At 67.6% G+C, this 24503-nt stretch carries 24 protein-coding genes and 1 pseudogene; 15 read left to right on the forward strand and 10 right to left on the reverse strand.

Annotated elements, in window-relative coordinates:
- From AB4Z55_RS04035 to AB4Z55_RS04045, 3 genes are all read right to left on the reverse strand, one after another.
- A complete protein-coding gene (locus AB4Z55_RS04035) occupies positions 1–1533 on the reverse strand; it encodes a catalase (RefSeq protein WP_064569685.1) in 1533 nt (510 codons plus the stop codon).
- A 73-nt stretch (positions 1534–1606) separates the two neighbouring features.
- Positions 1607–2785: a CaiB/BaiF CoA transferase family protein gene (locus tag AB4Z55_RS04040; protein WP_369519194.1), complete on the reverse strand. Its 1179-nt coding sequence runs from the start codon at positions 2783–2785 to the stop codon at positions 1607–1609.
- Positions 2786–2816: 31 nt separating this feature from the next.
- Positions 2817–3341 (reverse strand): MarR family winged helix-turn-helix transcriptional regulator, encoded by a 525-nt coding sequence (locus AB4Z55_RS04045; protein WP_004020446.1) that lies wholly within the window; start codon positions 3339–3341, stop codon positions 2817–2819.
- Between the two features lie 55 nt (positions 3342–3396).
- On the opposite strand from AB4Z55_RS04045, the gene AB4Z55_RS04050 reads away from it, so the two are divergent.
- The gene (locus AB4Z55_RS04050; protein WP_369519195.1) at positions 3397–3825 is read left to right on the forward strand and encodes a DUF5313 domain-containing protein; all 429 of its coding nucleotides are present in this window, start codon (positions 3397–3399) and stop codon (positions 3823–3825) included.
- Between the two features lie 22 nt (positions 3826–3847).
- Here AB4Z55_RS04050 and AB4Z55_RS04055 read toward each other — a convergent pair whose 3' ends face one another.
- Positions 3848–4684, reverse strand: a complete 837-nt coding sequence (locus tag AB4Z55_RS04055; RefSeq protein WP_004020442.1) for an SDR family oxidoreductase — start codon at positions 4682–4684, stop codon at positions 3848–3850.
- A 446-nt stretch (positions 4685–5130) separates the two neighbouring features.
- Between AB4Z55_RS04055 and AB4Z55_RS04060 the strand changes: the two genes are divergently transcribed.
- Positions 5131–6732, forward strand: coding sequence for a GMC oxidoreductase (locus tag AB4Z55_RS04060; RefSeq protein ID WP_369519196.1), 1602 nt, complete (start codon positions 5131–5133; stop codon positions 6730–6732).
- A 3-nt stretch (positions 6733–6735) separates the two neighbouring features.
- On the opposite strand, the gene AB4Z55_RS04065 is transcribed toward AB4Z55_RS04060, so the two are convergent.
- A complete protein-coding gene (locus AB4Z55_RS04065) occupies positions 6736–7374 on the reverse strand; it encodes a TetR/AcrR family transcriptional regulator (protein WP_354561981.1) in 639 nt (212 codons plus the stop codon).
- A gap of 249 nt (positions 7375–7623) precedes the next feature.
- Here AB4Z55_RS04065 and AB4Z55_RS04070 point away from each other — a divergent pair, with 249 nt between their 5' ends.
- Entirely contained in the window at positions 7624–9621 is a 1998-nt protein-coding gene (locus AB4Z55_RS04070) for an OPT family oligopeptide transporter (protein WP_064569693.1), read from the forward strand.
- 5 nt (positions 9622–9626) lie between these two features.
- Positions 9627–10238 (forward strand): maleylpyruvate isomerase family mycothiol-dependent enzyme, encoded by a 612-nt coding sequence (locus AB4Z55_RS04075; protein ID WP_369519197.1) that lies wholly within the window; start codon positions 9627–9629, stop codon positions 10236–10238.
- Between the two features lie 18 nt (positions 10239–10256).
- Here the strand turns inward: AB4Z55_RS04075 and AB4Z55_RS04080 are convergent, their stop codons facing one another.
- On the reverse strand, positions 10257–10826 hold the full coding sequence (locus AB4Z55_RS04080; RefSeq protein ID WP_004020437.1) for a type 1 glutamine amidotransferase domain-containing protein: 570 nt from the start codon (positions 10824–10826) through the stop codon (positions 10257–10259).
- 150 nt (positions 10827–10976) lie between these two features.
- Between AB4Z55_RS04080 and AB4Z55_RS04085 the strand changes: the two genes are divergently transcribed.
- From AB4Z55_RS04085 to AB4Z55_RS04100, 4 genes are all read left to right on the forward strand, one after another.
- Complete coding sequence (locus AB4Z55_RS04085; protein ID WP_369520977.1) at positions 10977–12080, forward strand: alpha/beta hydrolase; 1104 nt, start codon at positions 10977–10979, stop codon at positions 12078–12080.
- 61 nt (positions 12081–12141) lie between these two features.
- Entirely contained in the window at positions 12142–12540 is a 399-nt protein-coding gene (locus AB4Z55_RS04090; protein ID WP_354561978.1) for a hypothetical protein, read from the forward strand.
- A gap of 157 nt (positions 12541–12697) precedes the next feature.
- Complete coding sequence (locus AB4Z55_RS04095; RefSeq protein WP_369520978.1) at positions 12698–14146, forward strand: sensor histidine kinase; 1449 nt, start codon at positions 12698–12700, stop codon at positions 14144–14146.
- A complete protein-coding gene (locus tag AB4Z55_RS04100) occupies positions 14143–14811 on the forward strand; it encodes a response regulator transcription factor (protein WP_004020432.1) in 669 nt (222 codons plus the stop codon). Before AB4Z55_RS04095 ends, AB4Z55_RS04100 begins: the two co-directional genes overlap by 4 nt.
- Before the next feature lie 8 nt (positions 14812–14819).
- On the opposite strand, the gene AB4Z55_RS04105 is transcribed toward AB4Z55_RS04100, so the two are convergent.
- Together AB4Z55_RS04105 and AB4Z55_RS04110 are read right to left on the reverse strand one after the other, a co-directional pair.
- The gene (locus AB4Z55_RS04105; protein ID WP_064569691.1) at positions 14820–15965 is read right to left on the reverse strand and encodes a hypothetical protein; all 1146 of its coding nucleotides are present in this window, start codon (positions 15963–15965) and stop codon (positions 14820–14822) included.
- A 4-nt stretch (positions 15966–15969) separates the two neighbouring features.
- On the reverse strand, positions 15970–17103 hold the full coding sequence (locus AB4Z55_RS04110) for a phosphotransferase family protein (RefSeq protein WP_004020430.1): 1134 nt from the start codon (positions 17101–17103) through the stop codon (positions 15970–15972).
- 133 nt (positions 17104–17236) lie between these two features.
- Between AB4Z55_RS04110 and AB4Z55_RS04115 the strand changes: the two genes are divergently transcribed.
- From AB4Z55_RS04115 to AB4Z55_RS04130, 4 genes are read left to right on the forward strand one after another with little or no spacing between them, the layout of a single operon-like run.
- Positions 17237–17824: a TetR/AcrR family transcriptional regulator gene (locus tag AB4Z55_RS04115; RefSeq protein WP_354561975.1), complete on the forward strand. Its 588-nt coding sequence runs from the start codon at positions 17237–17239 to the stop codon at positions 17822–17824.
- 28 nt (positions 17825–17852) lie between these two features.
- Positions 17853–18278, forward strand: coding sequence for a CoA-binding protein (locus tag AB4Z55_RS04120; protein WP_101819979.1), 426 nt, complete (start codon positions 17853–17855; stop codon positions 18276–18278).
- Positions 18279–18294: 16 nt separating this feature from the next.
- Positions 18295–19074, forward strand: a complete 780-nt coding sequence (locus AB4Z55_RS04125; RefSeq protein ID WP_369519198.1) for a hypothetical protein — start codon at positions 18295–18297, stop codon at positions 19072–19074.
- Positions 19075–19090: 16 nt separating this feature from the next.
- Entirely contained in the window at positions 19091–19639 is a 549-nt protein-coding gene (locus AB4Z55_RS04130) for a molybdenum cofactor biosysynthesis protein (RefSeq protein ID WP_354561972.1), read from the forward strand.
- Positions 19640–19774: 135 nt separating this feature from the next.
- Here AB4Z55_RS04130 and AB4Z55_RS04135 read toward each other — a convergent pair whose 3' ends face one another.
- A complete protein-coding gene (locus AB4Z55_RS04135) occupies positions 19775–21037 on the reverse strand; it encodes a DUF222 domain-containing protein (protein WP_369519199.1) in 1263 nt (420 codons plus the stop codon).
- A gap of 384 nt (positions 21038–21421) precedes the next feature.
- Here AB4Z55_RS04135 and AB4Z55_RS04140 point away from each other — a divergent pair.
- Positions 21422–21548, forward strand: a pseudogene (locus tag AB4Z55_RS04140) (IS481 family transposase); the annotation flags it as partial.
- Positions 21549–21651: 103 nt separating this feature from the next.
- Here AB4Z55_RS04140 and AB4Z55_RS04145 read toward each other — a convergent pair.
- Positions 21652–22527, reverse strand: a complete 876-nt coding sequence (locus tag AB4Z55_RS04145) for a LysR family transcriptional regulator (RefSeq protein ID WP_369519200.1) — start codon at positions 22525–22527, stop codon at positions 21652–21654.
- 93 nt (positions 22528–22620) lie between these two features.
- On the opposite strand from AB4Z55_RS04145, the gene AB4Z55_RS04150 reads away from it, so the two are divergent.
- Both AB4Z55_RS04150 and AB4Z55_RS04155 read left to right on the forward strand, forming a co-directional pair.
- A complete protein-coding gene (locus AB4Z55_RS04150) occupies positions 22621–22989 on the forward strand; it encodes a nuclear transport factor 2 family protein (RefSeq protein ID WP_369519201.1) in 369 nt (122 codons plus the stop codon).
- Positions 22990–23095: 106 nt separating this feature from the next.
- A complete protein-coding gene (locus AB4Z55_RS04155; RefSeq protein WP_369520979.1) occupies positions 23096–24496 on the forward strand; it encodes a phosphotransferase family protein in 1401 nt (466 codons plus the stop codon).
- The last annotated feature ends 7 nt before the right edge of the window (positions 24497–24503 follow it).

Genomic DNA, 24503 nt, shown 5'->3' on the forward strand with positions numbered 1-24503 from the left:
TCAGGCCTTCTCGGCCTTGGCCTTCTCCTGCATGGACGAGCGGGCGGGGTTGGCCTGATCGTCCTTCTTGGGGTCGGACTCGTCCTGCTTCTCGGTCACCCCGGACTTGATCCGCGCGCCGATGTCGGGGTCGACGCGGTGCCAGTACTCGAATGCCCGCTGGAGGATCGGTTCGGAGACGCCGTTCAGGAGGTGGCCGACGACGTTGTCCACGAAGCGTTCACGCTGCTCGTCGTCGAAGACCTCGCGAACCAGGGTGCCTGCCTGACCCCAGTCGTCGTCCTCGGGATGGTCGACGTAGGCGCTGCGCAGGATCTCCCCGTTCGCGGCCCATTGCGGCTCACCCTGTCCGGGATAGAGCGCGGACGGCCCGCCCTTCGAATTCGGGGCGTAGACCGGGTCCGGGACGTTGTGGATCCGCATGGCGCCGTCCTTGGAGTACGAGTGCACCTCGTTGGTCGGCGCGTTCACCGGGATCTGCTTGTAGTTGCCGCCGATCCGGTGGCGGTGGGCGTCGGCATACGAGAACACGCGCGCGAGCAGCATCCGGTCGGGGCTGAAACCGATACCGGGCACGACGTTGTTGGGCTCGAATGCCGCCTGTTCGATCTGCGTGTGGTGGTCCACCGGATTGGTGTGCAGGGTCATCTTGCCGACCTCGATGAGCGGGTAGTCGCCGTGCGGCCACACCTTGGTCAGGTCGAACGGGTTGAACCGGTAGCTCACCGCGTCGTCGAACGGCATGAGCTGCACCTTGAGTGTCCAGCTCGGATGATTGCCCGCGGCGATGTTCTCGAACAGGTCCCGGGTGTGGAAATCCGTGTCGGCGGCGGCCATCTGGTCGGCCTCGTGCTGGGTGAGGTGCTCGACGCCCTGATCGGACTTGAAATGGTACTTCACCCAGTGCTTCACGCCTTCGGCGTTGACCCACAGATAGGTGTGGGAGGTGTAGCCGTTCATGTGGCGCCAGGTCTTGGGAATGCCCCGGTCGCCCATCAGCCAGGTGACCTGATGCGCGGACTCCGGCGAGAGCGTCCAGAAGTCCCACTGCATGTCATGGTCGCGAAGGTTGTTGTCCTGGCGACGTTTCTGCGAGCGGATGAAGTGCTGGAACTTCATCGGATCCTTGACGAAGAAGACCGGCGTGTTGTTGCCGACCATGTCGTAGATGCCTTCGGAGGTATAGAACTTCAGCGCGAAACCGCGCGGGTCACGCCAGGTGTCCGGGCTGCCGCGCTCGCCCGCGACCGTCGAGAATCGAGCCACCATCTCGGTTTTCACGCCTGGCTGGAACAGGGCCGCACATGTGTACGCCGAAATGTCTTGCGTGGTCTCGAATGTGCCGAACGCGCCGCTGCCCTTGGCATGTGGCTGACGCTCGGGAATCCGCTCGCGATTGAACTGCGCCATCTGCTCGATCAGATAGTGATCGTGCAGGACGATGGGGCCGCCGGCGCCGACAGTCAGGGAGTGCTCGTCACTTCCCGCCGGTGCTCCCGAATCCCGGGTGGTGAACAGAGAATCGTCGGACATATCGCCTCCGAGAGGTCGTCGTATCCGTGCATGAACAACGGGACCCGAGGGCTGCAGGTCCGTTCCGCCGATCCTACGCCGACGGGGTCGGTGGCACGTCGATGCCGAATTCCCGCAGCACCGACTCGGTGTGCTGGCCGAGTGCCGGGACGGGACCCATCGCCAGTTCCACGTCGTCGAAGGTCAGGGGCGGCAGGAGCGCGCGGACCGGGCCGACCTCGGTGTCCACCTCGCGCCAGCGGTCGCGCTCGCCGAGCTGGGGATGGTCGACGACACCTGCGAGGTCGCGGATCTCGGCGGCGGGTATGCCCGCGTCGGCGAGACGCCGGTCGAGTTCGTCGGTGGTGAAGCGTTTGGTCTCCGCGCTGATCACGGCGTCGACCTCGGCTCGGCGCGAGACGCGATCGATGTTGGTGCGGTAGCGGGCGTCGTCGGCGAGATCCGGGCGGTCGAGTGCGACGCGGGTCAGGGCGTCCCACCCGCGGTCGTTCTGGACGCCGATGAGGATGTCGCCGTCCTGGGTCGGGTACTTGTCGTAGGGCACGATCGCCGCGTGCCCGAGCCCGGCACGGGCGATCTGCCGCTCGCCGTAGAGCCGCATGTACATCGGATGGCCCATCCATTCGACCGTCGCGTCGAACATCGCCACCGAGACCCGTGCGCCGACTCCGGTGGTGGCGCGTCGTAGCAGCGCCGACAACACGGAGGTGAGTGCGTACATGCCGGCCGCGATGTCCGAGGAGGGGATGCCGGTCTTGGACATCTCCTCGGGTGTCCCGGTCACCGAGATGAGGCCGGCCTCGGCCTGGACCAGCATGTCGTAGGCCTTGCGGTCGCGATAGGGTCCGGCGTCGCCGTACCCGGACATGTCGACGACGACGAGTCCGGGATGGTCCGCGCGTAGCGCGTCGGCGCCGAGACCGAGCCGGGCGGCCGCGCCCGGCGCGAGATTCTGGACGAAGACGTCCGCGCCGCCGATGAGCGTGCGGATCGCGTCGCGCCCGGACTCGGTCTTGAGGTCGAGGGTGACCGATTCCTTGCCGCGGTTGAGCCACACGAAGTGGGAGGCGACCGCGCCGCGCACCGCCGCGTCGTACTTTCTCGCGAAGTCTCCGTCGCCGACCCGTTCCACCTTGATGACCCGGGCGCCCAGGTCGGCGAGATGTCGAGTTGCCAGCGGTGCGGCGACAGCCTGCTCGAGCGCCACCACGGTGATGCCCGCGAGGGGCAGCAGTCCTTCGTCCGGAGTCACCGGCCAAGGATCGCCGACGGTGCGACGCCCGTCAACGAGGACCCTCGCGGGCCTCGGGATCGTTGGTGGCCTCGGTGAGACGGTGCAGCAGGTGGGTCAGCGACCGGATGTCGTCGGGATCCCACTGTGCCAGCCGTGCACGCCATTCGGTGATCGCCGAGGCGAGTACCGCGTCGACGCGTTCGCGACCGTGCTGGGTGAGGGTGACTACGCGGGCGCGGGCGTCGCGCGGGTCCGGATGCCGCTCGGCGAGCCCGAGCCGGACGATCGCGTCGATCTGACGCGTCACCGTCGACTTCTCCATGCCGACGGCGGTGACCAGGTCCGACATCGGCATGGAGTTGTGCTTGGCGAGCACGGTGATGAGCGGGTAGCACGACGGGTCGAGACGTGGGTCGATGGCGCGGGCGCGCAGACGCGTGCGGACCCGGCCCCGCCGCCAGAAGTCGGTGAGTTCGGCTTCGAGCCCGCTGATCGGATCGGTGCTGATGGGATCGGTGCCGACGGGATCCGGCCCGGGGGAGTCGTCGGCCGACGCGGTCATCTCCGAACCCATGCGGGTCAGATTACCCAGCCGATGTGGGGGAGGCGACGTCGGACGACCACCCGACGTGGTGCACGATCGAGAGGTGGCCACCTCACAGCGCACCAAGCCGAATCCCTGGGAGTACGTGAAGTACGCCTACTGGGCGCGTCTGCCGAAGTCGATGCTCGACTGGGTGGCCGACGATCTGGCGGGCCCCGGAGCGTCCGTCCGGATGGTGGTCCGCTGGGCGGTGCCCTGCATCATCGTGCTGATCCCGATGCTCTTCGTCCCCGCCGACTGGGGTGTCCGGGTCACGATGACCATGCCGATCCTGCTGGCCTACCTGTTCTTCTCGATCGCGCTGAACCGGGTGTACCGGCGCCACCGCCTGGTCCAGCACGGCCTCGATCCCGAGCTGGTCAACAAGCTCGAGCGGGAGAAGAACTCCGACCTCTACGACGAGTACCACCGCAAGTACCGGGGCGAGCGCCGCCGCCCCGGCGCGGGACGTTAGTCGGGCCGCCGGGGCGCATGGCTCAGTACAGGTAGTCCTCGCCGCTGGCCCGCACCGTCACATCGGACAGGCTGATCCCCCACGGCTGGTCGATGACGTGGACCACCGCCCGGGCGAGGTCCTCCGGGGTGATGAGCCAGTACTTCACCGAGTCGACATCGGTGAGTTCGGCGGGCAGGGTGCCCTGCACCAACTCGGTGACGTGCTCGCGATACGACGCGGCGCGCTGTCCGACGATCCCGCGGATCGCGCGGTCGTTGACGATCCAGCTCGCCAGGTTGGTGCCCGCGACACCGGTGGGTTTGACCGTCGTGACCTTGATCTTGCCCTTGGCCTCGATGCGCAACGAGTCCGACAGCATCGTCACCGCAGCCTTGGTGGCGCTGTAGACACCCGAGCCCTCGAATCCGCCGTTGCCGTAGATCGACGCGATGTTCACCACCTGACCCCGGCCCTGCGCGATCATCTGGTCGTAGACCGCGGAGATGCCGTTCACGACACCCTTGATGTTGATGTCGATGGCCTTGTGCCATTTCTCCCAGGCACGTTCGTGGTCGGCGAAGAACGCCAGCGGCATGACCCCGGCATTGTTCACGATCACGTCGATCGCACCGAAGCGTTCCACCGCCGACGCCGCGGCGCTCCTCATCTGGTCCATGTCGGTGACATCGGCGACGTGTGCGACGGCCGACCCGCCTGCGTCGGCGATGCCCTCGACGACCCCGGCGAGTCCGTCGGCGTCGATGTCGACACCGACGACATGGGCGCCCTGCGCCGCACACATCTGCGCGATGACCTTGCCGAAACCTCCTCCGGCACCGGTGATGATGATGGTCTTGCCCTGCAGATGATCAGACATTGAGCTCCCCGGCCGCGACGAAATGGTCGCGTCATCGTAGCAACGCGCCGCTGCATCGCCGTCCGGTGAACTCCGCCCCTCTTTCTCGCCGGTGGCGCGATGTCGCACCACCGCAATGATCCCAGTCCACGTGAGAACGGCTCCGCCGCAACCACGCCCGCGCACCGGCCATCGACCGGCTGCGGCTCCATTCCACGCCCGCCGACGATTCAGTCACATGACTGAGCGGGTTGTCAAGGGTTACGCCGGCCATGGTGCCGATCACTCCTGGTTGTCGGAGTGGTGCTTGACACGCGGCCGGTCCATGGCAAATCCTGTGTGCCGACGGCCACGCCCGGCACGTCCCCCCGCGGTGTCTGCGACCGCGACCGGTTCCTCCCCGTCTCTCGAGATCACCGAATTACGAAGCGTCGAGCGTCTTCTCGCGCACTGATGACAGGAGAACGATGACCGGGGCACTTCCGACGAGACGGACTTTTCTTCGTGCCGCAGCGGTGACCGCCGCGGGAACGGCGGCCGCGGTGGCCAACGGTGGCGGCCGGGCGTCGGCCGACCCGTCGCGACGAATCAGGCGGACGCGCGAAGAGCATCGCGTGGTGATCGTCGGCTCGGGATTCGGCGGCGGCGTCGCGGCGCTCCGCCTCGCCCAGGCGGGAGTGCCGGTCCTGTTGCTCGAGCGAGGCCGGCGATGGGCGACGGGACCGAACTCGGAGACCTTTCCGCGTGCGTCGAGTCCGGACAAGCGAATGCTGTGGCATGAGTCGACCCCGAACCTCTTCGGCAAGCCGCTGAGCGTCGAACCCTATGTGGGACTGTTCGAATCGGTTGCCGGTGCCAACATGACCGCACTGTGTCCGGCCGGCCTCGGCGGTGGTTCCCTCGTCTACCAGGGCATGACATTGCAACCGAGCGAGGCGGTGTTCAACGAGCATTTCCCCGACGCGCTCGACTGGCAACTGATGAACCGGGTGCACTATCCGAGGGTCGCGCGGATGCTGAAGGTCGCGGTCGCCCCCGATTCGGTGGTGCGGTCCCCGCAGTACCTGGCGCCGCGACAATTCGCGAAACGGGTCCGGGCCGAAGGGCTACCGCTGGAGAAGATCCCGATGCCGATCGACTGGGGTTACGCCGCAGCCGAATTGCGCGGCGAGATGAAACCCGCTTACACCAACGGCGACGGCGCCATCGGTGTGAACAACGGCGGCAAGCACAGCGTCGACGTCACCTACATCCGTGAGGCCGAGGCAACCGGGCGCGTTCAGGTCCGCACCCTGCACACGGTGCGCCAGGTCGAACGCCGCCCCGACGGCCGGTGGTCCCTCGACGTCGAACGCACCGACGAGTCCGGAAAAGTGTTGGAGCACAAGGAGCTGATCGCGCGCACTCTCATCCTGTCGGCGGGCAGCGTGAACACCACCAAGTTGCTCGTCAAGGCGCGTGCGACGGGTACTGTGCCCGACCTGCCGGACGGTCTGGGGCACGGATGGGGCACCAACGCCGACCGGATCTACACCTGGACCAGTCCGAGCATCGACTTCGGGAAGGTGCAGGGCGGCCCGGTCGTCTTCGGCAGTCCCAACTGGAGTGACCCGAAAAGTGCGTTCACCATCATCCAGGCGTCCCTCCCGCCGCTGCCGGTGTACGCCGGCACCACGATGATGGTCGGCTTCGGCGTGAGCTCGGGCCGTGGTGTCATCGCCTACGACTCGGCGATCGGGGACGCGCTCATCCGATGGCCGCACGAGGGCGATTCGGAGATCCAGACCAAGCACATCGATCGGACGGTTCGGCGGATCGCCGGGCCCGACGCGATCCTCACCGACACCAACGCGGTGTTCCCGTCGACCTGGCATGCCCTCGGTGGGGCCAACATGGGCACGGTCTGCGACCTCGAGGGGCGGGTCGAGGGCCAGCGCGGACTCTACGTGATCGACGGCGCGCTCATGCCGGGCAACACCGCGGCATGCAATCCGTCGATGACCATCGCCGCGGTGGCCGAGCGGGCACTGGACCGGATCGTCGCCGAGGACGTCGGCGCGGTGATCTGACCGTCACGGGGTGACCGGGGCGAGCCACATCCCGGTCAGAGCGTCGACGACGAGATCGCGCTGGTGCTGCCAGGTCCGAGATGCAGCGCCCGCCTCGGCCTCGCCCGTGCGCTCGATGTCGGCCAGCGCGTTGACGATCATGTGGCGCGTCAGGTTGTTACGCACCTCGAGCACGTCGTCGGAGAGGGTCGGCAAGGTGGCGTAGAACCGGTCGAGGATCGTCATGAGGACTTCCGATCGTGCGGTCTCCTCATAGAGCAGGACGGTCGCGGACGGGTCACTGGACACCTGGGCGAAGAACCGGGCGAAGTAGCTGGGCGGGCCGAGTTCCGCCAGATACTCGACCTCCGGCCCGACGAGACAGCGGAGCCAGTCGCGAACCCCCGGTTCGGGTCCGACCTCGGCCAGGCATCTGCGACGCAACCGTTCGATAGGGATGTTGTGCGAGGTCAATGTCGCGCGAAGCAGATCGTCCTTGGAACCGAAGTGATGTCCGACGGCGTAGTTGTTGCCTTGACCCGCCGCCTTGCTGATCTGGCGGCTGGAGACGGCGGCCACGCCGTTGAGGGCGATCAGCTTCTCGGCAGCGCCGATCAGGAGCGCGCGAGTGCGGGCAGACTGCTCCGACTTCCCTTCGCTCATGACCTAGATGATGCCCTACGCGAGCCGTCTGAAACGGCGCGATACCGGCCGTCTCTACGACGATGAGAAACGGGCATAGCGGACGCACCCGTACAGCGGCGGCTCGGCCCGACGCGCGAACCGACCTCCGCCTACTCGGGAAGTCCCTGCGCGAGTGGACACCCCGACCTAAGGTGAATCGACGAAGGCCCGGATGATCCGCCGTCCGAACGACCATCGGTCGCAGGACCCGACTGTTGGGAGGACACGATGGCGACTGCGCCTCCGGCCACCGCGAACCTACGTGAGCTGACTTTCCGAGGCGCGGTCCTCGGCGGGATCATCACGCTGGTCTTCACCGCCGCCAACGTCTACCTCGGGCTCAAGGTGGGTCTCACCTTCGCCACCGCGATCCCGGCGGCCGTCATCTCGATGAGCATCCTGCGGTACTTCGCGAACCACTCGGTGGTGGAGAACAACATCGTCCAGACCATCGCGTCCGCGGCCGGGACGCTGTCGGCGATCATCTTCGTCATCCCCGGTCTGGTGATCATCGGGTGGTGGACCGGATTCCCCTACTGGATCACGGTGGCGGTCTGCGCGATCGGCGGCATCCTCGGCGTCATGTACTCCATTCCGCTGCGCCGCGCGCTGGTAACCGGATCCGATCTGCCCTACCCCGAAGGTGTTGCGGCGGCCGAGGTCCTGAAGGTCGGCGATTCCGCCGGCGGCGCCACCGAGAACAAGGCGGGCCTGCGCACGATCATCTTGGGCTCGGTCGCGTCCGCCGGATTCGCGTTGCTCACCAAACTGAAGGTGCTCAGCGACTCGATCTCGGCGACGATCAAGATCGGCACGGGCGGAACGCTCTTCAGTGCCGGACTGTCGATGTCGCTGATCGGCATCGGCCATCTCGTCGGGGTGACCGTCGGTGTCGCCATGCTCGTCGGGGTGGTGATCTCCTACGTCGTCCTGCTGCCCATCGAGACCCAGGGGCAGACGGCGGGGGAGGATCTCGGCGACGCCGTCAGCGCGATCTTCGCCAATGACGTGCGGCTCATCGGCGCCGGTGCGATAGCCATCGCGGCCATCTGGACCCTGATCAAGGTCATCGGGCCGATCGTGCGCGGAATCCGGGCGGCCATGGTCTCGTCGCGGTCACGCCGTGAGGGGGTGACCGTCGACATCACCGAGCGGGACATGCCGATCAACATCGTCGGCGGCAGCATCCTCGTGCTGCTCATCCCGATCGGGGTGCTGCTGTGGGACTTCGTCCACGACACGGTGCTGGAGGGCAGCGCCACCGGGATCATCGCGGTCAGCATCGTCTTCGTCTTCGTCATCGGACTGGCCGTCGCCTCGGTGTGTGGTTACATGGCGGGCCTCATCGGGTCGTCGAACAGTCCGATCTCCGGTGTCGGCATCCTGGTGGTACTGATCGCTGCACTGCTCGTCAAGCTGACCTTCGGGCCGGCGGACGCGTCGCAGACCGACGCGCTCATCGCCTACACGCTGTTCACCGCCGCGGTGGTCTTCGGCGTCGCGACGATCTCCAACGACAACCTGCAGGACCTGAAGACCGGTCAGCTGGTCGGGGCGACACCGTGGAAACAGCAGGTGGCCCTGATCATCGGCGTGCTGTTCGGCTCCGCCGTGATCCCGCCGATCCTGCAGCTGATGTACGACGCCTTCGGTTTCGTCGGAGCGCCGGGAGCGACGGAGGATGCCCTCGCGGCACCGCAGGCCGGCCTGTTGACGACTCTTGCGCAGGGCGTGTTGGGGGCGGACCTGAACTGGGGGCTCATCGGTATCGGGGCGCTGATCGGCGCGGCGGTGATCGTGATCGACGAACTCCTCGGTCGCGCAGGGCGATTCCGGTTGCCGCCGCTGGCCGTCGGCATGGGCATGTACCTGCCGATGTCAGTCGTCCTGGTGATCCCGATCGGTGCCTTCATCGGTCACTACTACAACCGGTGGGCCGAACGCAGCGGCGGCGCAGTCGAACACAAGAAACGGATGGGTGTTCTGCTGGCCACCGGTCTGATCGTCGGCGAGGCGCTCTTCGGTGTGGTCTTCGCCGGGATCGTCGCGGCCACCGGCGACGACTCGGCTCTGGCGATCGTCGGTGACGGGTTCGAGCGGTGGGCCCAGATCCTCGGCGTCATCGTCTTCGCCGCGACCATCGCACTCCTCTACGACCGTGTCCGCAAGATCGCCACCGCGAGCGGGACCGCGTCGTCGACCACCGCCGGGACACCGAAGGACTGACGGAGATGAGCGAGGGGGCACTGTCGCGCGCGGTCGACGACTTCACGGCCGGCGCCCGGCATCTGACGGAATTGGTTGCCCTGATCGATGACGACCGATGGGACGGTCCGGGGCTGGGGGAGTGGTCGCTGAGATCGCTCGTCGGACACGCGAGTCGGTCGCTGACCACCGTGGTCAGCTATCTGGCCGAGCCGGGCTCGGACATCGAGTTGGATTCGACAGCAGCGTATTTCGCGTCCATCCAGGGATACGGCGACCCCGCCTCGGTCCGGCAGCGCGGAGTCGACGCCGGCCTGGCACTGGGGGACGATCCACGGGCGGGGGTGCTCGAGCGCCGCGACCAGGCCATCAGAGCACTTGCGGGAGAACGTGACCGGCCGCTGACCACACCGTTCGGCGGCATCATGCTGTCCGATTATCTGCCGACCCGGACCTTCGAACTCGCGGTGCATGGCCTCGACATCTCCCGCGCGATCGACGCCGACCTACCGCTCCCGGCGCCGGTGCTCGCGTCAGCACTGTCCACCACGACGGCGATGGCAACACGGATCGGCCAGGGTGAGCGAGTGCTGCTCACCCTGACCGGTCGCGAATCCGAGCCGCCGACCCTCGTCTGAGGGCTGTACGCGCGAGGGTCAGGTCGCGGCGTTGCTGTGGGCGAATTCGGCCACGATCGCGGCGTTGAACGCTGCCAGGTCGTCGGGCTTGCGACTGGTGATCAGCACGTTGTCCCCGTCCCGGCACGTGACGACCTCTTCGTCGACCCAGGTGCCGCCGGCATTGATCACATCGGTCCGCACGCTCGGGAAGGACGTGAGTGTCCGCCCACGGACCACATCGGCCTCGATCAGCGTCCACGGCGCATGGCAGATGGCTGCCACCGGTTTACCTGCCTCGAAGAAGCTGCGCACGAACCGCACGGCGGGTTCCGAGGCACGGAGGAAGTCGGGGTTGGCGACACCACCGGGCAGGACGAGCGCGTCGAAGTCCATCACGCGCGCGTCTTCGAGAGTGAGGTCGACCGGAAAGGTGTCGGCCTTGTCGAGGTGGTCGAACGCCTGGACGGTCCCGGAGTCGGTGGACACCAGGACGGGCTTTCCGCCGCACGCCTCGACCGACTTCCATGGTTCGGTGAGTTCGACCTGCTCGGCGCCCTCCTGGGCGACCAGGAATGCGATGGTGGTGCCGTTGAGTTCTTCGGCCATGGCGTGTACCTCCTCTGTGCACCGCATACGGCAGCGGTGCCTCGTCAGGTCCGATACCCGTCGGTGTGGTGCACCAAACGGTCGGACCCGCCCGGACCCGGCCCGACCGGGGTGTGTTGAATGTCCCCGGGCAACGACTGGGAGGTAGTGGTGGGAGGCTTCGACGGCGTCGCGACGCTGGTTCATCTGGCGCGCGGCGGGGAGATCGGTGAGTGGCACGAGACCCCGCACTCGGTGATCGCCGAGGGGCCGCATCGCACGCTGCGGCGGTACGGCGCCGATGACGAGGTGGTCGCTGCCGCCGGAACCGGACGGCGACCGGTGCTGCTGATCCCACCGCTCGCGGTGTCGACCGCGTGTTACGACCTCGCCGAGGGGCTGTCCGTCGTGCAGTTCCTGCTGGCGGCCGGCCGGGTTCCGTACGTGCTCGACTTCGGCGACATGACCCGCGCCGACCGCCACCTGGGGTTCGCCGACTTCTTCGACGACATCGTCCCCGAGGCCGTCGCGGCGACCGTCGCGGACTTCTACGGCACAGCGGACCGCCGCGAGTCCGGGGTGACGCCGGGGCCCGGGCGGGTCGACGTTCTGGCCTGGAGTATCGGCGGGACCATCAGCCTGCTGACCGCCGCGGCCAACCCGCACCTCCCCCTGGCCTCGGTGACGGCGGTCGGCACCCCGCTCGACTACGCCAAGGTGCCACCGTATCCGCTGGTGAAGACCCTGATGCGACCAGTCGGCACCACGCCGGTGAAGCTGGCGCTGCGCGCACTCGGCGGGATTCCCGCGCCGCTCGTCCGCCTGGCCTACCGGGGCACCGCGTGGCAGCGCGAACTGAAGAAGCCCGGTTACATCCTGCGCAACGCCGACGACACCGACGCCCTCGTGAGGATGAAGGCCATCGACCGGTTCCAGGAGACGATGCCCGGTTACCCGGGCAAGGTGTCCGAACAGATGTGGGAGAACTTCATCATGCGCGGCGAACTCGCTGGCGGCGTGCTCGACTTCGACGGTCGCGTCGTCGATCTCGCCGACGTCGCGGTACCGGTCGCGCTGTTCGGCAGTCACCGGGACGCGATCGTCAGCTGGGCGGCTGCTCATCACGGGGTGGAACTCCTGGCCGGGGCGCCGCGCGTGGACTTCACCACCGTGGAGACCAGCCATCTGGGGCTGATCGCCGGGTCCGCGGCGGTCGAACAGACGTGGCCCCGGATCGAGGAGTTCCTGAGCGACCTGGACCCCCGCGACTCGTAGATGAAAAAACCTTCATCTTCGACTCATGGTCGGCTCACCGGAGTCCGACAGAGTCGTCGACATGAAGATCTCACGAGTACTCGCCACCCTCGCCCTCGGTGCGCTCGCGGTCGCCGTCGTGACCGCCAGCTTCTTCCTCATCCGTTCGCCCGAGCCCGACCTGGCCGCCGACTCGGTGTCGGTCGATGTCGCGTCGCAGACGCCTCAGGGCCCGACGCCACCGACCCAGACCCCGCCGGCCCCGGCGCCGGTTCCGCAGATCCCCGCCGGAGCACCGGTGCAGCGGGCCGTCCCGCCGAACCTGAACTCCGACGACGACGACTGGTGTGACCCCCGATCGGCTCAGCGCGACGACGACTGCGACGACGACTGGGACGATCACAACGACGACTGGGATGACCAGGACGACGATCAGGGCGACGACTGGGACGATGACATCGATGACGACCAGGACGACTGACGCCGAGACACCGAAGTCAGCCGGCGCCGGGAGCGGAGCGAGCGGGCCGAATCCAGCCGGCGCCGGGAGCGGAGCGAGCGGGCCGAATCCAGCCGAGAGTGCGGGTGTGCGGCAGCGCCCCGCGCTCTCGGCGCGTTGGCGTATCACGGCCTGGATCATGCTCACGACGTTCTTGCTGCTGGTGGTGGTGTTCGTGGTGACGCGCAATCTGTTGCTCCGCGACGTCGACAGCCGGGCGAACCACGACGTCGCACAGGAGGCCAGCGAGTTCCGGACGTTCGCGGCCGAGGGGGTCGACCCGACGACCACCGAACCCTTCACCTCGGTGTCGCGGCTGTTGGAGGTGTTTCTCTCTCGGCAGTCGGCCGGGCAGGGCGAGGTGATGGCCGGCGTCGTCGGGGACACCGAGATCCTGGAACTCCCCGGTAACGCCTGGCCGGCCGCGGGTGAGGGCCGCCGGGTGCTCGACGAGCTGCGGGCCCAGACCGGTCCGGCCGGCGTGTTGATGACCGATCACGGCGAGATCCGCTGGGGGAAGGTCGATCTGGAGCCCGTCGGCTCCGGGACAGCGGATCCGGGCGCGGAGTCGGCGCAACCGGGGACGTTCATCGTCGGCATCTACACCGACCCCGGTCGGGAACTGGTGGACCGTACGATGCGGGTCCTCGCGATCGTGGGCCTCGCCGGCATGATCGTCACCACCGGGGTGGCGTACCTGGTGGCCGGCCGGATTCTGGCGCCGGTGCGGAGTGTGCGGATGGTCGCCGCGGAGATCGGCGAGAACGACCTCACCGCGCGCGTGCCGGTCATCGGGCGTGACGACGTGGCCGCGCTGGCGCAGACCTTCAATGCGATGCTCGACCGGATCGAGGACGCCTATACGACGCAGCGTCAGTTCGTCGACGATGCCGGCCACGAGCTGCGGACTCCCATCACGGTCGTGCGTGGTCATCTCGAACTCCTGCCCGACGATCCTGAGGAACGCCGGAAGACGCTCGACCTCGTCGACAGCGAGCTGGGGCGGATGGGGCGCATCGTCGGGGATCTGCTCATGCTGGCGAAGTCCGAGCAACCCGACTTCGTGGTGGTCAGGCCGACCGACGCGGCGCAGCTGATGCTCGACATCGAGTCCAAGGTGCAACCGCTCGGTGATCGGCAATGGTTGCTCATGGAGGTCGCCGAGGGCCCGTGCACCGTCGATCACGAGCGGATCACCCAGGCGATGCTGCAGTACGCCTCGAATGCGGTCCGGCATACGCGCGAGGGCTCCGTCATCCAGTTGGGTTCACGCTTCGCCGGCATCGGAGCGCAGCGCCATCTGTCCATCTGGATCACCGACGACGGCCCGGGTGTCGAGCAGGAGGACGCTGCGCGGATTTTCGAGCGCTTCCAGCGCGGACGGTCGGGGTCGGCACCCCAGCACTCGTCCGGTGCCGGACTGGGACTCGCGATCGTGCGGGCCATTGCCGACGCACACCACGGAATCGCCTGGGTACGTAGTGTTCCCGGGCACGGTGCGACGTTCGGCATCGATGTCCCCGTCCCCGACATGACCACCTACGTCGACACAGCGTCGTCGGCACCAGGAGAAGGAGAACGGCGATGAGCCGTGTCTTGATCGCGGAGGACGACGCGCGGATCGCGTCGTTCATCGGCAACGGCCTGCGTGCGGCGGGTTACAGCACCGAGCATGTGTCCGACGGACTGTCCGCGCTCGAGGCAGTGCGCAGCGGCGCTTTCGACATGGTCGTCCTCGACATCGGACTCCCGGCGATGGACGGCTTCGACGTGTTGTATTCCATGCGCGGCGAGGGGATCTCGACACCGGTCGTCGTCCTCACGGCCCGGGACAGCGTGAGCGACACGGTGAACGGGCTCGAGGGTGGGGCCAACGACTACATGACCAAACCCTTTCAGTTCGCCGAGTTGCTCGCCCGCATCCGGTTACGGCTCGTCGACGATTCGGCGGTCGCGTCGGAGAACCTGCTGTCCGCCGGGGACCTGCGTCTGGACCTGAAGTCGCGACGAGCGCGCGTGGGCACCGAGACCTTCGACCTCACCGCGCGTGAGTTCGCCCTGCTGGAAGTGTTTCTGCGACACCCGGATCAGGTGCTGTCACGCGAGCAGATCCTCGGTCACGTGTGGGGCTACGACTTCGATCCCGCGTCGAACGTGGTCGACGTCTACGTACGGGCGCTCCGCAACAAGATCGGTTCGCATCGGCTGGAGACCGTGCGCGGCATGGGTTATCGGCTTCGCGTCGTCGACTAGCGCGGCACTCACTCCGGTGCGACGCTGAGCCAGTCGGCGAATCCCGACGGATCGTGCCGGCCCAGGGCCCCGTGCTCGAAGAGTCCCCAGCCGGTGCGGGTGGTGCCGTCGGCCTCACGGCATTCGGCGCGTCCGACGTGATCGATGACCCCGAAGGGCATGCGTCCCATGATGTCGGTGCTGGTCATGTCGTAGGTGAGACGTTCGGTGAAGTCCGCTCCGCGCCAGACGCCGTGGGTCCAGTCGGGGTCGCCGCCGTAGCCTCCGCCCACGTGGATGGGTACGGGGAGCAGCGATTCCACCTCCAGCGTCACGGGCGAGCCGCCTGACCCGGTCGTGGAGATGGTTGCGCCGGTCGGAATCCGGGTGCCCGGCGCGTAGTGGACGGTGACGTTCGGCCAACCCAGCTGCTCGACGCGGCCGTCCTTCCAGACGCGCGAACAGTCGTTGAGGCTTCGATAACCGTCGGGATCCTCCTGGATGATGAAGACGAGCTGAAAGTCGTCGAACGCCATCGGGATGTAGAGCCACCACATGCCCTCGAACGGCGGGTCCGACGGTCGGCCGGCCGGTTCGGGCTCGCCGACCGGCCGGATTCCCCACGAGCGATCGCGGGTGCCGACCCAGGTCGCCGGGTCCACGACGATCTGTTCGCCGTCGACGGTGATCGACCCGCGCCAGGTACCGACCTGTGCGAATCGTTGCGCGTCGAGGGTGACCTTCGCGCCCTGTCGCATCACGTGGGGTTGCTCGAGAAGGGCGTCGAACAGGCCCTCCCAGTGCAGGTCCAGGGCGATGCCCTCGGTCTCGGCGAGGGTCAGGTGCAACGTGCGCAGCGGATCGTCGACGGACAATCGGTAGTCGCCGACGCGCTGCTCGAGCCGGTTGTCGTCGATCGCGTCACCGAGGTGGACCGCGGTCTGGGTGTCGGTTCCGTCGGCCCGGCGTCGTCGGATGAGGACGAACGCGTCCTTCACGCCGAGGTTGGGGTAGTACCCGATGCCGGTGATGAGGAAGATGGTGCCGCTGCGGTCGTGGGCGTTGAGGTAGGCGCGATCGTAGAAGTTGCGGTCGCTGTTACCCGGCCATGCGATCGGTTGCGGCAGTTGGTGAATGGGATACTCGTCCATCGGTCCCAGGCCGGTTCGGCTCATGTGGTCAGTTCTCCTCGAGAAGTCGTTCGAGCAGTGGTCGGTGGTAGAACAGGGTGCCGTCGACGTCGTCGGGGCGTTCGAGTTCGCCGAAGTGCACGCGCCGCGCACCGGTGCGCATGAAGACGCAACACCACTGCACGGCGGCGTGGACGTAGAACCAGCGCAGGTCGCCGAGTTCGACGCCGGTCCGTTGCCGGTAGGTGTCGCGGACGTCGCTCTCGCGCAGTAGGTCCGGCAGGCCCGGCAGGCCCGCCATCGTCGCCAGCTCGTGAAAGACACGGTGTGCGAACACCACCCATGCGACGTCGAGTTCGCGCGGGCCGATACGTGCCATCTCCCAGTCGAGGACCGCCGTGGCCGTGAAGTCGGCGAACATCATGTTGCCGATGCGCGAATCACCCCAGGACAGGACGGGTTCGGTGTGCGCGACGTCGTCGGGGAAGTTGTCGGCGAGCCAGGCGAGCGCGCGTTCGACCAGGGGCGAACGGCCGATCCCCTCCACCGAGAAGTCGTACCAGTCCTGCAGCCAGGCGAGCAGACGAGCAAGGGGGGTGTCACCCGCGGGGAGGTCGTCGGCGAGGAAGCCGAACTGCTGCGCCGCGTCGGGGATGGAGTGGAGGTCGGCGATCACGCCGACCGCAGAGTCCTGGGCCCGACGACGATCGGCCTCGGAGGCGTCCCCGAACCAGTTGTCGCCGAACGTGTACGGCATCACGTCGGGCGGGACCTCGCCCTCGCACCGGTCCATCAGGAAGAACGGCGCACCCAGGAGGGCGCCACTCGGTTCGAGGTGGTGTACCGCGGGGACCGGGACGTCGCTGAGCCGGGCGATCAGCCGCATCGTCGCGTACTGATGGTCCATCCGGTAGGAGCGGAACACGGGAACGTCGGCGCTCGACGGCGCCATCCGCATCACCCAGTGCCGGGTGGGTTCGCCGGGCCAGGACACCGACACCGGGATCGTCTCCGACGACATGCCGTTGCTGTCCCCACTCGCGGTGACCGTGACCTCGGGCAGGGCGTCGGGGGTGTCGCTCTGCCCGGCCAGCCAGCGCGCGAGTGTGTCCGGGACCGAGGCGTTGTCCCGGCTGGAACGCTGCAGATGGTCGACCTGCTCGACGGCGGGTTCGGTGGCCATGGGCACCCCCTGTGGTCGTTACCGGCACATTCGCTACGGTGAGTAGCGTTATGACAGCAGAACGGTCGCGCGGTTCGCAGCGACTTCGGCAAATCCCCGACTACACGGGGGCCGACGGAGAGCGGGTGGGCCGATGAGCACCGGGACGGGAGAAGCGGTCCCGGGGCGTCCCCGCGACGTCCGGATCGATTCGGCGGTGCTCGACGCCGCTGCGGAACTGGTCGTCGACGTCGGCTATCGGAAACTGACGATGGCTGCGATCGCCGATCGCGCGGGGACGACGAAGACCGCGCTCTACCGCCGCTGGTCGGGCAAAGCCGAGCTGATCCACGATCTCGCGTTCTCCCGGATGGTGCGGCTCCCTCCGTCCAGCGGTGAGGTCGAGGCCGACCTCCGCATCATGGTCGCGGCGGCTCGCGACCTCTTCGCCAGCCCGGTGACCCGTGCCGCGCTGCCCGGCCTGATCTCGGACATGGCTGCCGAACCCGAACTGTCGGCGCGTGTGCACGCAGGGTTCGCGGAGGTGTTCGGTGCATTGCGTGACCGGTTGGTGACCGCCGTCGACCGCGGCGAGGTGCATCCCGACGTGAATCCGGATCGGCTCATCGAGGTCGTCGGTGGAGCGGCGATGTTGCACGCACTGCTGCTCGACGACCGTGAGTTCGACACCGCGTGGGCCGATCAACTCAGCGCGCTGGTCGTGCACGGAGTTCTGCGATGAGATCGGCCCACCCACCTACACTCGTGGGATGACCGCACCGAGCAACACCGACGACGTCGTCGAACAGATCCTGTCCACCTACGACGCGATCACCGTGGTCGGTGCCAGCGCCAATCCGTCGAAGGCCGCCAACGAGGTCCCGGCGTACATGAAGAACCGCGGTTGGCGGATCATCCCGGTGAACCCCACCGCCGACGAGATCGTCGGCGAGAAGGTGTATCGGACCCTCGCCGATGTCCCCGAACAGGTCGGCCTCGTCGACGTCTTCCGCCCCGGGCCCGAATGTGCCGACGTCGCCCGGGCTGCCGTCGCGGCCGGTGCGACCGCACTGTGGCTGCAGCTCGGAATCCGATCGGCGGAGGCGCGGGCGATCGCCGAGGACGCCGGCCTGCTGTATGTCGAGGATCGCTGCCTGATCATCGAGCAGCGCCGCACCGGCATCGTTCCCGGCTGACGGCAGGGCGGCCCCGGTGAACTTCCTGGACGAGCTCACGCACCAACGACTTCCGCTGTTCCTGCTGTTCGCGTCGTTCGTCGTCACGTTCATCGTCACCCGGGTGATCACCCGACTCATCCGGGCCGGTAAGGGCCCCTTCCGTAACAACGTGTCGGACGGCGTGCACGTGCACCACATGGTGCCGGGTCTGATCCTGACGATCGTCGGCGCCTTCCTCTCGGTGGGTGTCAACGGGGCGTCGCCCGGTGCGGAGATCAGTGCGGTGCTGATCGGCGTCGGCGCCTCACTGGTGCTCGACGAGTTCGCGCTGATCCTCCGCCTGCAGGATGTGTATTGGTCACCGGAAGGCCAACTCTCGGTTCAGGTGGTCGCCCTGACGGTTGCCGCCCTGGGGATGGCGGTGCTGGGTTTCAACCCCCTCGACGACGCGAACGTGGAGATCGGCCCCGTCGCTCTGGTGGCCACTGTTCCGATCAACGTCGCCTGCGCGATCCTGTGCGTGCTCAAAGGCAAGTTCTCGACGGCCATCGTCGGCGTCTTCATCCCGGTGTTCGCCTGGTCGGGTGCGATCCGGCTGGCCCGACCGCACTCGGCCTGGGCCCGCCGTCGATACACCCCGACCAAGACCGAGAGGGCGCGGGCCCGGGCGAAGAGTTTCGACGACCGCTGGGGGCGTTGGGGTCTGAGCATCGGCGACCTCATCGCGGGCAAGCCCACCGACCCCGCGAGCGTGGTGGTCAAGGCGCCGGACGCGACGGCCGCCGACGCGCGGCCGACGCCCCCGGCTTCCTGACCCGGGTGCCCGATTGATGACCTACGAATACTCCTGCGAGTTATTGATGTTCGTGGTCTCGCCTGACCACGCCTACTTCGGTCGGCCCAAGGACGGCCCGGCCGACGAGGTGGAGACCCGCACACCGGAGTCGGTGGACATAATCGCCGACAAGGGAATTCGTGGGGATCGATTCTTCGGCGTCCGCGCCCACACCGAGGCGGCGGTGACGTTTCTCGCGCTCGAGGCATGGATGGCCGCGGCCGGTGACGCCGATCCAGTCCTCGCCCGGCGCAACATCGTGGTGCGCGGCGTGGAACTGGATCCTCTGCGGGGCCGAGAGTTCGAGCTGGACTCAGGGGCGGGGCCGATCCGGTTCCGCGGCGGGCGCCCTGCCCACCCGTGTTCGTGGATGGACACCGTCGCCGGTGACGGCGTGCGCAAGGCTCTGATAGGCCGAGGTGGCCTGCGGGCGCAGCCGCTGACGTCGGGGACCCTCAGTCTCGGTCGTGCGGTCTTGATCAGCGATGTCGAACTCGACGCCACCCACGCCGCAGACCAGGTCCGTCGGGCCCAGCCGTTGTAGCGGGGCAGTGGAGACGGAGGCTTGGGCCTTCACTCTGGAATTGTCAAGAGACGGACGCGGTCCCGGGCTGGCTCGGGTGCGGAAGGTGCTACGCGAATGTGTGGGCGAGCCGAGTGTGGCTGGGCGGAATCTGGGTCAGGCGGCGTCGTCGAGTCGCATGGTCCGTCGGTTGTAGGCGGGTAGTGGTCGGCGTTGTGGGTCGATGGTGGCGGGTGGGACGAGCCAGGGGTGTCGGTCGAAGCCCATCACGACGTCCCAGCCGTGATGGTGGACTTGGGTGTGACAGCGCTGGCACAGCAGGCAACCATTGTCGAGATCGGTGGGACCGCCGTCGGCCCAATGGCGCACATGGTGCACTTGCGTATGCGACGGTGGTGCACCGCATTTGATGCAGCATTGGTCGCGCACGATGACCGCCTTGCGCAGATGTGCCGAAAACAGGCGGTGGGTGTGGCCCATCTGTAGCGGTACACCTTCGCCGTCGAGGATGATCTCGGTCAGCGACCCGTCGCAGGACACCTGTTTCGCGACGGCCTGACTGACCGACCCGGTCCACGGCAGGGTGGCGGGATCGGCGCCGGTGGCGGGGATGGTCACCATGAGTTGCGTACGGGGAGAGCCGACGCTGTCGATGCTCGCGCCGAGTGCGGCTTGGTCGAGGATCAGCTCGAGTGCGTCGGCGCGGCGCTGCTCGGCGGCGCGCCGATCCTCGGAGCCGTCGGGTTCGGGTCTCGGGCAGGATCGTTCGTCGATCATCGAGAGGAACTTCTCGCCGACCACTTGGGTGAGGTCGGCGCGGATGTCGACGCGTCCTTCGTCGGTGGTGTGGGCATTGACCGTGTTCAGCGATGGATCGTCGGCGGCCGGGATGCCGGTGTCGGTGGCGTCCGCGATGGTGTTGCCGATGGCGCGGGCGTACTTCTCTACTTCTGCCGGGGTTGCTCCCGACAGTGCCTGGCCGATCAAAGCTGTCTCATGGGTGGCGCGCTCCTCGTCGGAAAGTGCTGTTGGCGAACGCTTGTCGATCTGGATCAGGCCGCGGACGATGGCGTCGGTGACTTCGCTCGACAGGCGTCCGTCGGCGGCGTGACGGGCGAGGGTGGGCAGCGTCGGGAGAGCGTCGACGCTTCGCATGGCGCGTAGTGCCGCGGCGGGTGCGTAGCCCATCTCGATCAACACCTTCTTGGTGGTCCCACCAGCCTTCTGTGCGACTCCGAGTTCGTCGAGTTGCGCTGCATGCGTGACGATCTGGTGGTCAACGATGTTACGAATCAGCCGGAGAGTGTCGAGCGCGTCGAATGTCGCTCTGCCCGTGGGGTCGTCGGTGGGCGTGGTGGTCTCGATGAGCTGGTCGAGAAGGGTGGTGAGCTCTGGCATGACTCCACTGTACGGGAACATATGTGTTCGGTTACGAGGTTTCTCCACAACCTGTCCTTGCGGAAACCGGTGCTGTGTGGCCGATTTCGGCGACGGTACGTTTCTCGGCAACAGCAGTGAACTGCAGTCACACCTGTAGCAGATCCGGCACGGGCGCACCCCCCGATGGCGGTGGACACCGCACACTCGACGCACGATCCACAACAGGCGCAGCACGAGCAATGTCCGGGATATGCCAACCATTCGCTCTGGCGTCGACGGCCACGCCCCTCTGGCGCAGAGACTCTCGGTACCGCGACTGGTCGCACGAAGACCCGCCCGCGCCGGCCACAAGCGAGCGGCAAGGTCAAACGGTGAGCCGCGGCCACACATCAGATGGGCCGGCGCTGAGTCCTACTCTTCCGAACCGCCCGAGCGGCCACCTACGACGACTGGCTGCACCACCAACAATTACCACCGTCCCCACACCGGGATCGGCGGACTCGTCCCGATCGATCGCCTGCGCGTCCACAAGCTCACCGGGTACTACACCTGGCGTTTCTCCAGGGGCTCTCGTCGGCAGAACGAGTGCGGGTCCGGTAGCGGGCTCCCGGGCCACCCGCCCGAGCTCAGGGGTGCAAGGTTCCGCCCCATCCTCAGTCGGCTCCTCCGAACGCATCCGTGGCCACCTCGACGAAACGCGCGGCAGCAGCGGACGGTTTCGAACCCCACAGCAAGCCGAGATGCGCGGTGCCGTCGACGTCGCGGATCGGCACCCCGACCACGCGGTCGTCGGCCGCTGCGATCGACTCGCTCAGGATGCCGACTCCCAGTCCACTGCACACCAATTCGATGATCGCCTCCGGAGAGGACGCCTCGATCGCGGGCCGGATAGGGCTACCCTCCGACGCTGCCGCGTCGAACACGCTGCGGATTCCCGCGCCGCTCGGGAGACAGATGAGCGACCGTTCGCGGAGCAGGGCGAGGTCGACCGATCGGCCGGGGGCACGATCGTTCGCGGGCACCGCGGCGACGACGCGTTCGGCGATGATCGTCATGGACTCGACCCCCGGCGGCAGGCTACCGCCGTACCCGGCCAGGGCGACGTCGAGGCGTCCGTCCTCCACCGACGCGATCAGTTCGGTCGACGGAGACTCGCGCAGGCTCAGTTCGATCTGCGGGTGCGTCGACCGGAAGGTGCCGAGCGCTGCGAACAGGGGCGCGATGGTGCACCCTTCGACCATCCCGACCGAGAGGCTGCCACGAACGAGTCCGGAGACCTCGGCGACGGTACGGGCGACGTCGTCGGCAGCGGCAAGGGCACGGCGGGCCGCGGGGAGCGCTTCCCGGCCGGCGTCGGTCAGGCGCACAGCGCGGCCGGAGCGATCGAAGAGGGCCGCACCGAGTTCCCGTTCCAGGGTGCGGATCTGCGCGCTGATGTTCGGCTGCGTCGTATGGACGCGCGCTGCGGCCGCGGTGAAGCTGCCTTCCGCGGCGATGGCTGCGAAGTATTCGAGCTGGCGAAGGTCCATAAGTGAAAATGATATCGACCATACAAACCATCACTTGGACTTATCGGGCGGCTGGGTCGACTCTGGACTCCGAACACATCGAGAGGAGTCGTCATGACCACACACGAAACCGCACGCACGCCCGAGGACCTGACTCGACTGTTCGTCGAGTTCTCCAACGCCGGGGATGCCGACGCCGTCGCCTCGCTCTACGACGAGGACGCAGTGATGGCCTTCCCGCCCGGCGAGGTCACCCGCGGCCGGACCGCGATCCGCGACCTGTGGGCATCGGTTCTCGCGCACCGGCCGACCTTCGTGCCGGAGCCGCCGTTGCCGACATTGATGTTCGGGAACGATCTCGCACTCACATCGACACCGCCCCGCGACGGTGCGGGTGCCCGCGCTCAGGTGGTCGCGCGACGATCCGATGGATCGTGGGTACGCATCATCGACCAGCCGGAGTTCCAGACGCCGAACCACTGAGTGGCCGCGACGCCAGATTTCTGAGTCCGGATTCAGCTCCCGTGCTAGCTTCGCTGTGGTGGCGGTTACCGCCGCCCAGGGCGACGGCGCGAAGGGACGGATCGGCGTGGGAGTACCGGAAGCGGACGATGTCGCCGCGACGATCGCGTCCCGACTCGCCGACCGACGCGGTACCTCACTCTCGGTCGAATCCGCACGACTGCTGCCGGCGGGTGCGAGCCGGGCGACCTACGCCGCCGGCCTCGTCGAGGGTTCCGGGCAGATGGAGCCGATCATCATCCGCGCGGTTCCCGCCGCCGCCGACGACGGCGGGTTGCGAGCCGAGGCGCAGGTCCTGCGAGCAGCTGCCGACGCCGGGGTGCCGGTGCCGGAGATCCTCGACGCGGGCTTCGACGAAGACGGCAATGTCCTGGGGTTCCCTTATCTGGCAATGACGTTCATCGATGGTGAGTCCATCCCACGCCGAATACTGCGCAACGACTCCCATGCCGGCGCGCGTGCCCGGTTCGTCGCTCAATGCGGTGAGATCCTCGCGCGCATCCATCGGATCGACGTGCGGCAGACGCCCGGTCTCAGCGAACTCGGCGATCCCATCGCCGGGCTCCGAGAGCTGTTCCCACGCGAGTTCGACGCCATGCCGGCCGGACTGGTACTGGCGACCCAGTGGCTCGCCGACAACCCTCCCGAACCCTCACCGCGGCAGTGCCTCGTACACGGTGACTTCCGGTTGGGCAACCTTCTGGTCGAACCCAAAGGTATTGCGGCGGTGCTCGATTGGGAGCTGGTCCACCTCGGCGATCCCGTCGAGGACCTCGGTTGGCTGTGCGCGAAGGCGTGGCGGTTCGGAGGGTCGACACCGGTGGCCGGGATGGGCAGCCGAGACGAGCTGCTCGACGCGTACGCCCGGGAGGCGGGTTGGCGTCCCACGGACCGGGCGCTGCGCTGGTGGGAGCTCTACGCCACCGTGAAGTGGGGACTGATCTGTGCGGTCCAGGCCGCCCGCCACCTCGACGGGGTCGAACGGTCGGTGGAACTGGCCGCCATCGGACGCCGAAGTGCCGAGCAGGAATTCGACGCCCTGCTCGACCTCGGGCTCGTGGCACCGGAGGCGGTGCCCGATCCGCTGACAGAGGCGACGGGTGCACGCGCGAGCGAGGATCTCTACGGATCGCCGAGCTCCGTCGAACTACTCGAAGCGCTCGCCGAGTTCCTTCGATCCGACTCGGTACAGGCCGATCTGTCACCACAGGTGCGTTTTCACACGAGGGTGGCCGGCAATGTCGTCGACGTCGTCCGTCGGCAGGTCCTGCTGGGTGCCGCAGATGCAGCCGCGAGTGCGCAACGCCTGAGTGCTCTCGGCGTCGCCGATCAACAGGCGCTCTGTGCAGCACTTCGTTCCGGAGAGCTCGACGGGACCGACGAGAAGGTCCGAGACGCCGTCGTCGCCGACGTGCGTGCGCGGCTCCTCGTGGCGAACCCCAAGTACTTCGCGGTCCCTCATCCGTGACCGCAGG

Source organism: Gordonia sp. ABKF26, from assembly GCF_041103195.1.
Taxonomy (GTDB): Bacteria; Actinomycetota; Actinomycetes; order Mycobacteriales; family Mycobacteriaceae; genus Gordonia; species Gordonia terrae.

Bases quoted from the DNA above. Each gene is read 5' to 3' on its own strand.
- AB4Z55_RS04035 (WP_064569685.1), bottom strand. From the start codon at position 1,533: ATGTCCGACGATTCTCTGTTCACCACCCGGGATTCGGGAGCACCGGCG.
- AB4Z55_RS04045 (WP_004020446.1), bottom strand. From the start codon at position 3,341: ATGGGTTCGGAGATGACCGCGTCGGCCGACGACTCCCCCGGGCCGGAT.
- AB4Z55_RS04055 (WP_004020442.1), bottom strand. From the start codon at position 4,684: ATGTCTGATCATCTGCAGGGCAAGACCATCATCATCACCGGTGCCGGA.
- AB4Z55_RS04060 (WP_369519196.1), top strand. From the start codon at position 5,131: ATGACCGGGGCACTTCCGACGAGACGGACTTTTCTTCGTGCCGCAGCG.
- AB4Z55_RS04065 (WP_354561981.1), bottom strand. From the start codon at position 7,374: ATGAGCGAAGGGAAGTCGGAGCAGTCTGCCCGCACTCGCGCGCTCCTG.
- AB4Z55_RS04070 (WP_064569693.1), top strand. From the start codon at position 7,624: ATGGCGACTGCGCCTCCGGCCACCGCGAACCTACGTGAGCTGACTTTC.
- AB4Z55_RS04075 (WP_369519197.1), top strand. From the start codon at position 9,627: ATGAGCGAGGGGGCACTGTCGCGCGCGGTCGACGACTTCACGGCCGGC.
- AB4Z55_RS04080 (WP_004020437.1), bottom strand. From the start codon at position 10,826: ATGGCCGAAGAACTCAACGGCACCACCATCGCATTCCTGGTCGCCCAG.
- AB4Z55_RS04090 (WP_354561978.1), top strand. From the start codon at position 12,142: ATGAAGATCTCACGAGTACTCGCCACCCTCGCCCTCGGTGCGCTCGCG.
- AB4Z55_RS04095 (WP_369520978.1), top strand. From the start codon at position 12,698: ATGCTCACGACGTTCTTGCTGCTGGTGGTGGTGTTCGTGGTGACGCGC.
- AB4Z55_RS04100 (WP_004020432.1), top strand. From the start codon at position 14,143: ATGAGCCGTGTCTTGATCGCGGAGGACGACGCGCGGATCGCGTCGTTC.
- AB4Z55_RS04105 (WP_064569691.1), bottom strand. From the start codon at position 15,965: ATGAGCCGAACCGGCCTGGGACCGATGGACGAGTATCCCATTCACCAA.
- AB4Z55_RS04110 (WP_004020430.1), bottom strand. From the start codon at position 17,103: ATGGCCACCGAACCCGCCGTCGAGCAGGTCGACCATCTGCAGCGTTCC.
- AB4Z55_RS04115 (WP_354561975.1), top strand. From the start codon at position 17,237: ATGAGCACCGGGACGGGAGAAGCGGTCCCGGGGCGTCCCCGCGACGTC.
- AB4Z55_RS04120 (WP_101819979.1), top strand. From the start codon at position 17,853: ATGACCGCACCGAGCAACACCGACGACGTCGTCGAACAGATCCTGTCC.
- AB4Z55_RS04130 (WP_354561972.1), top strand. From the start codon at position 19,091: ATGACCTACGAATACTCCTGCGAGTTATTGATGTTCGTGGTCTCGCCT.
- AB4Z55_RS04135 (WP_369519199.1), bottom strand. From the start codon at position 21,037: ATGTTCCCGTACAGTGGAGTCATGCCAGAGCTCACCACCCTTCTCGAC.
- AB4Z55_RS04145 (WP_369519200.1), bottom strand. From the start codon at position 22,527: ATGGACCTTCGCCAGCTCGAATACTTCGCAGCCATCGCCGCGGAAGGC.
- AB4Z55_RS04150 (WP_369519201.1), top strand. From the start codon at position 22,621: ATGACCACACACGAAACCGCACGCACGCCCGAGGACCTGACTCGACTG.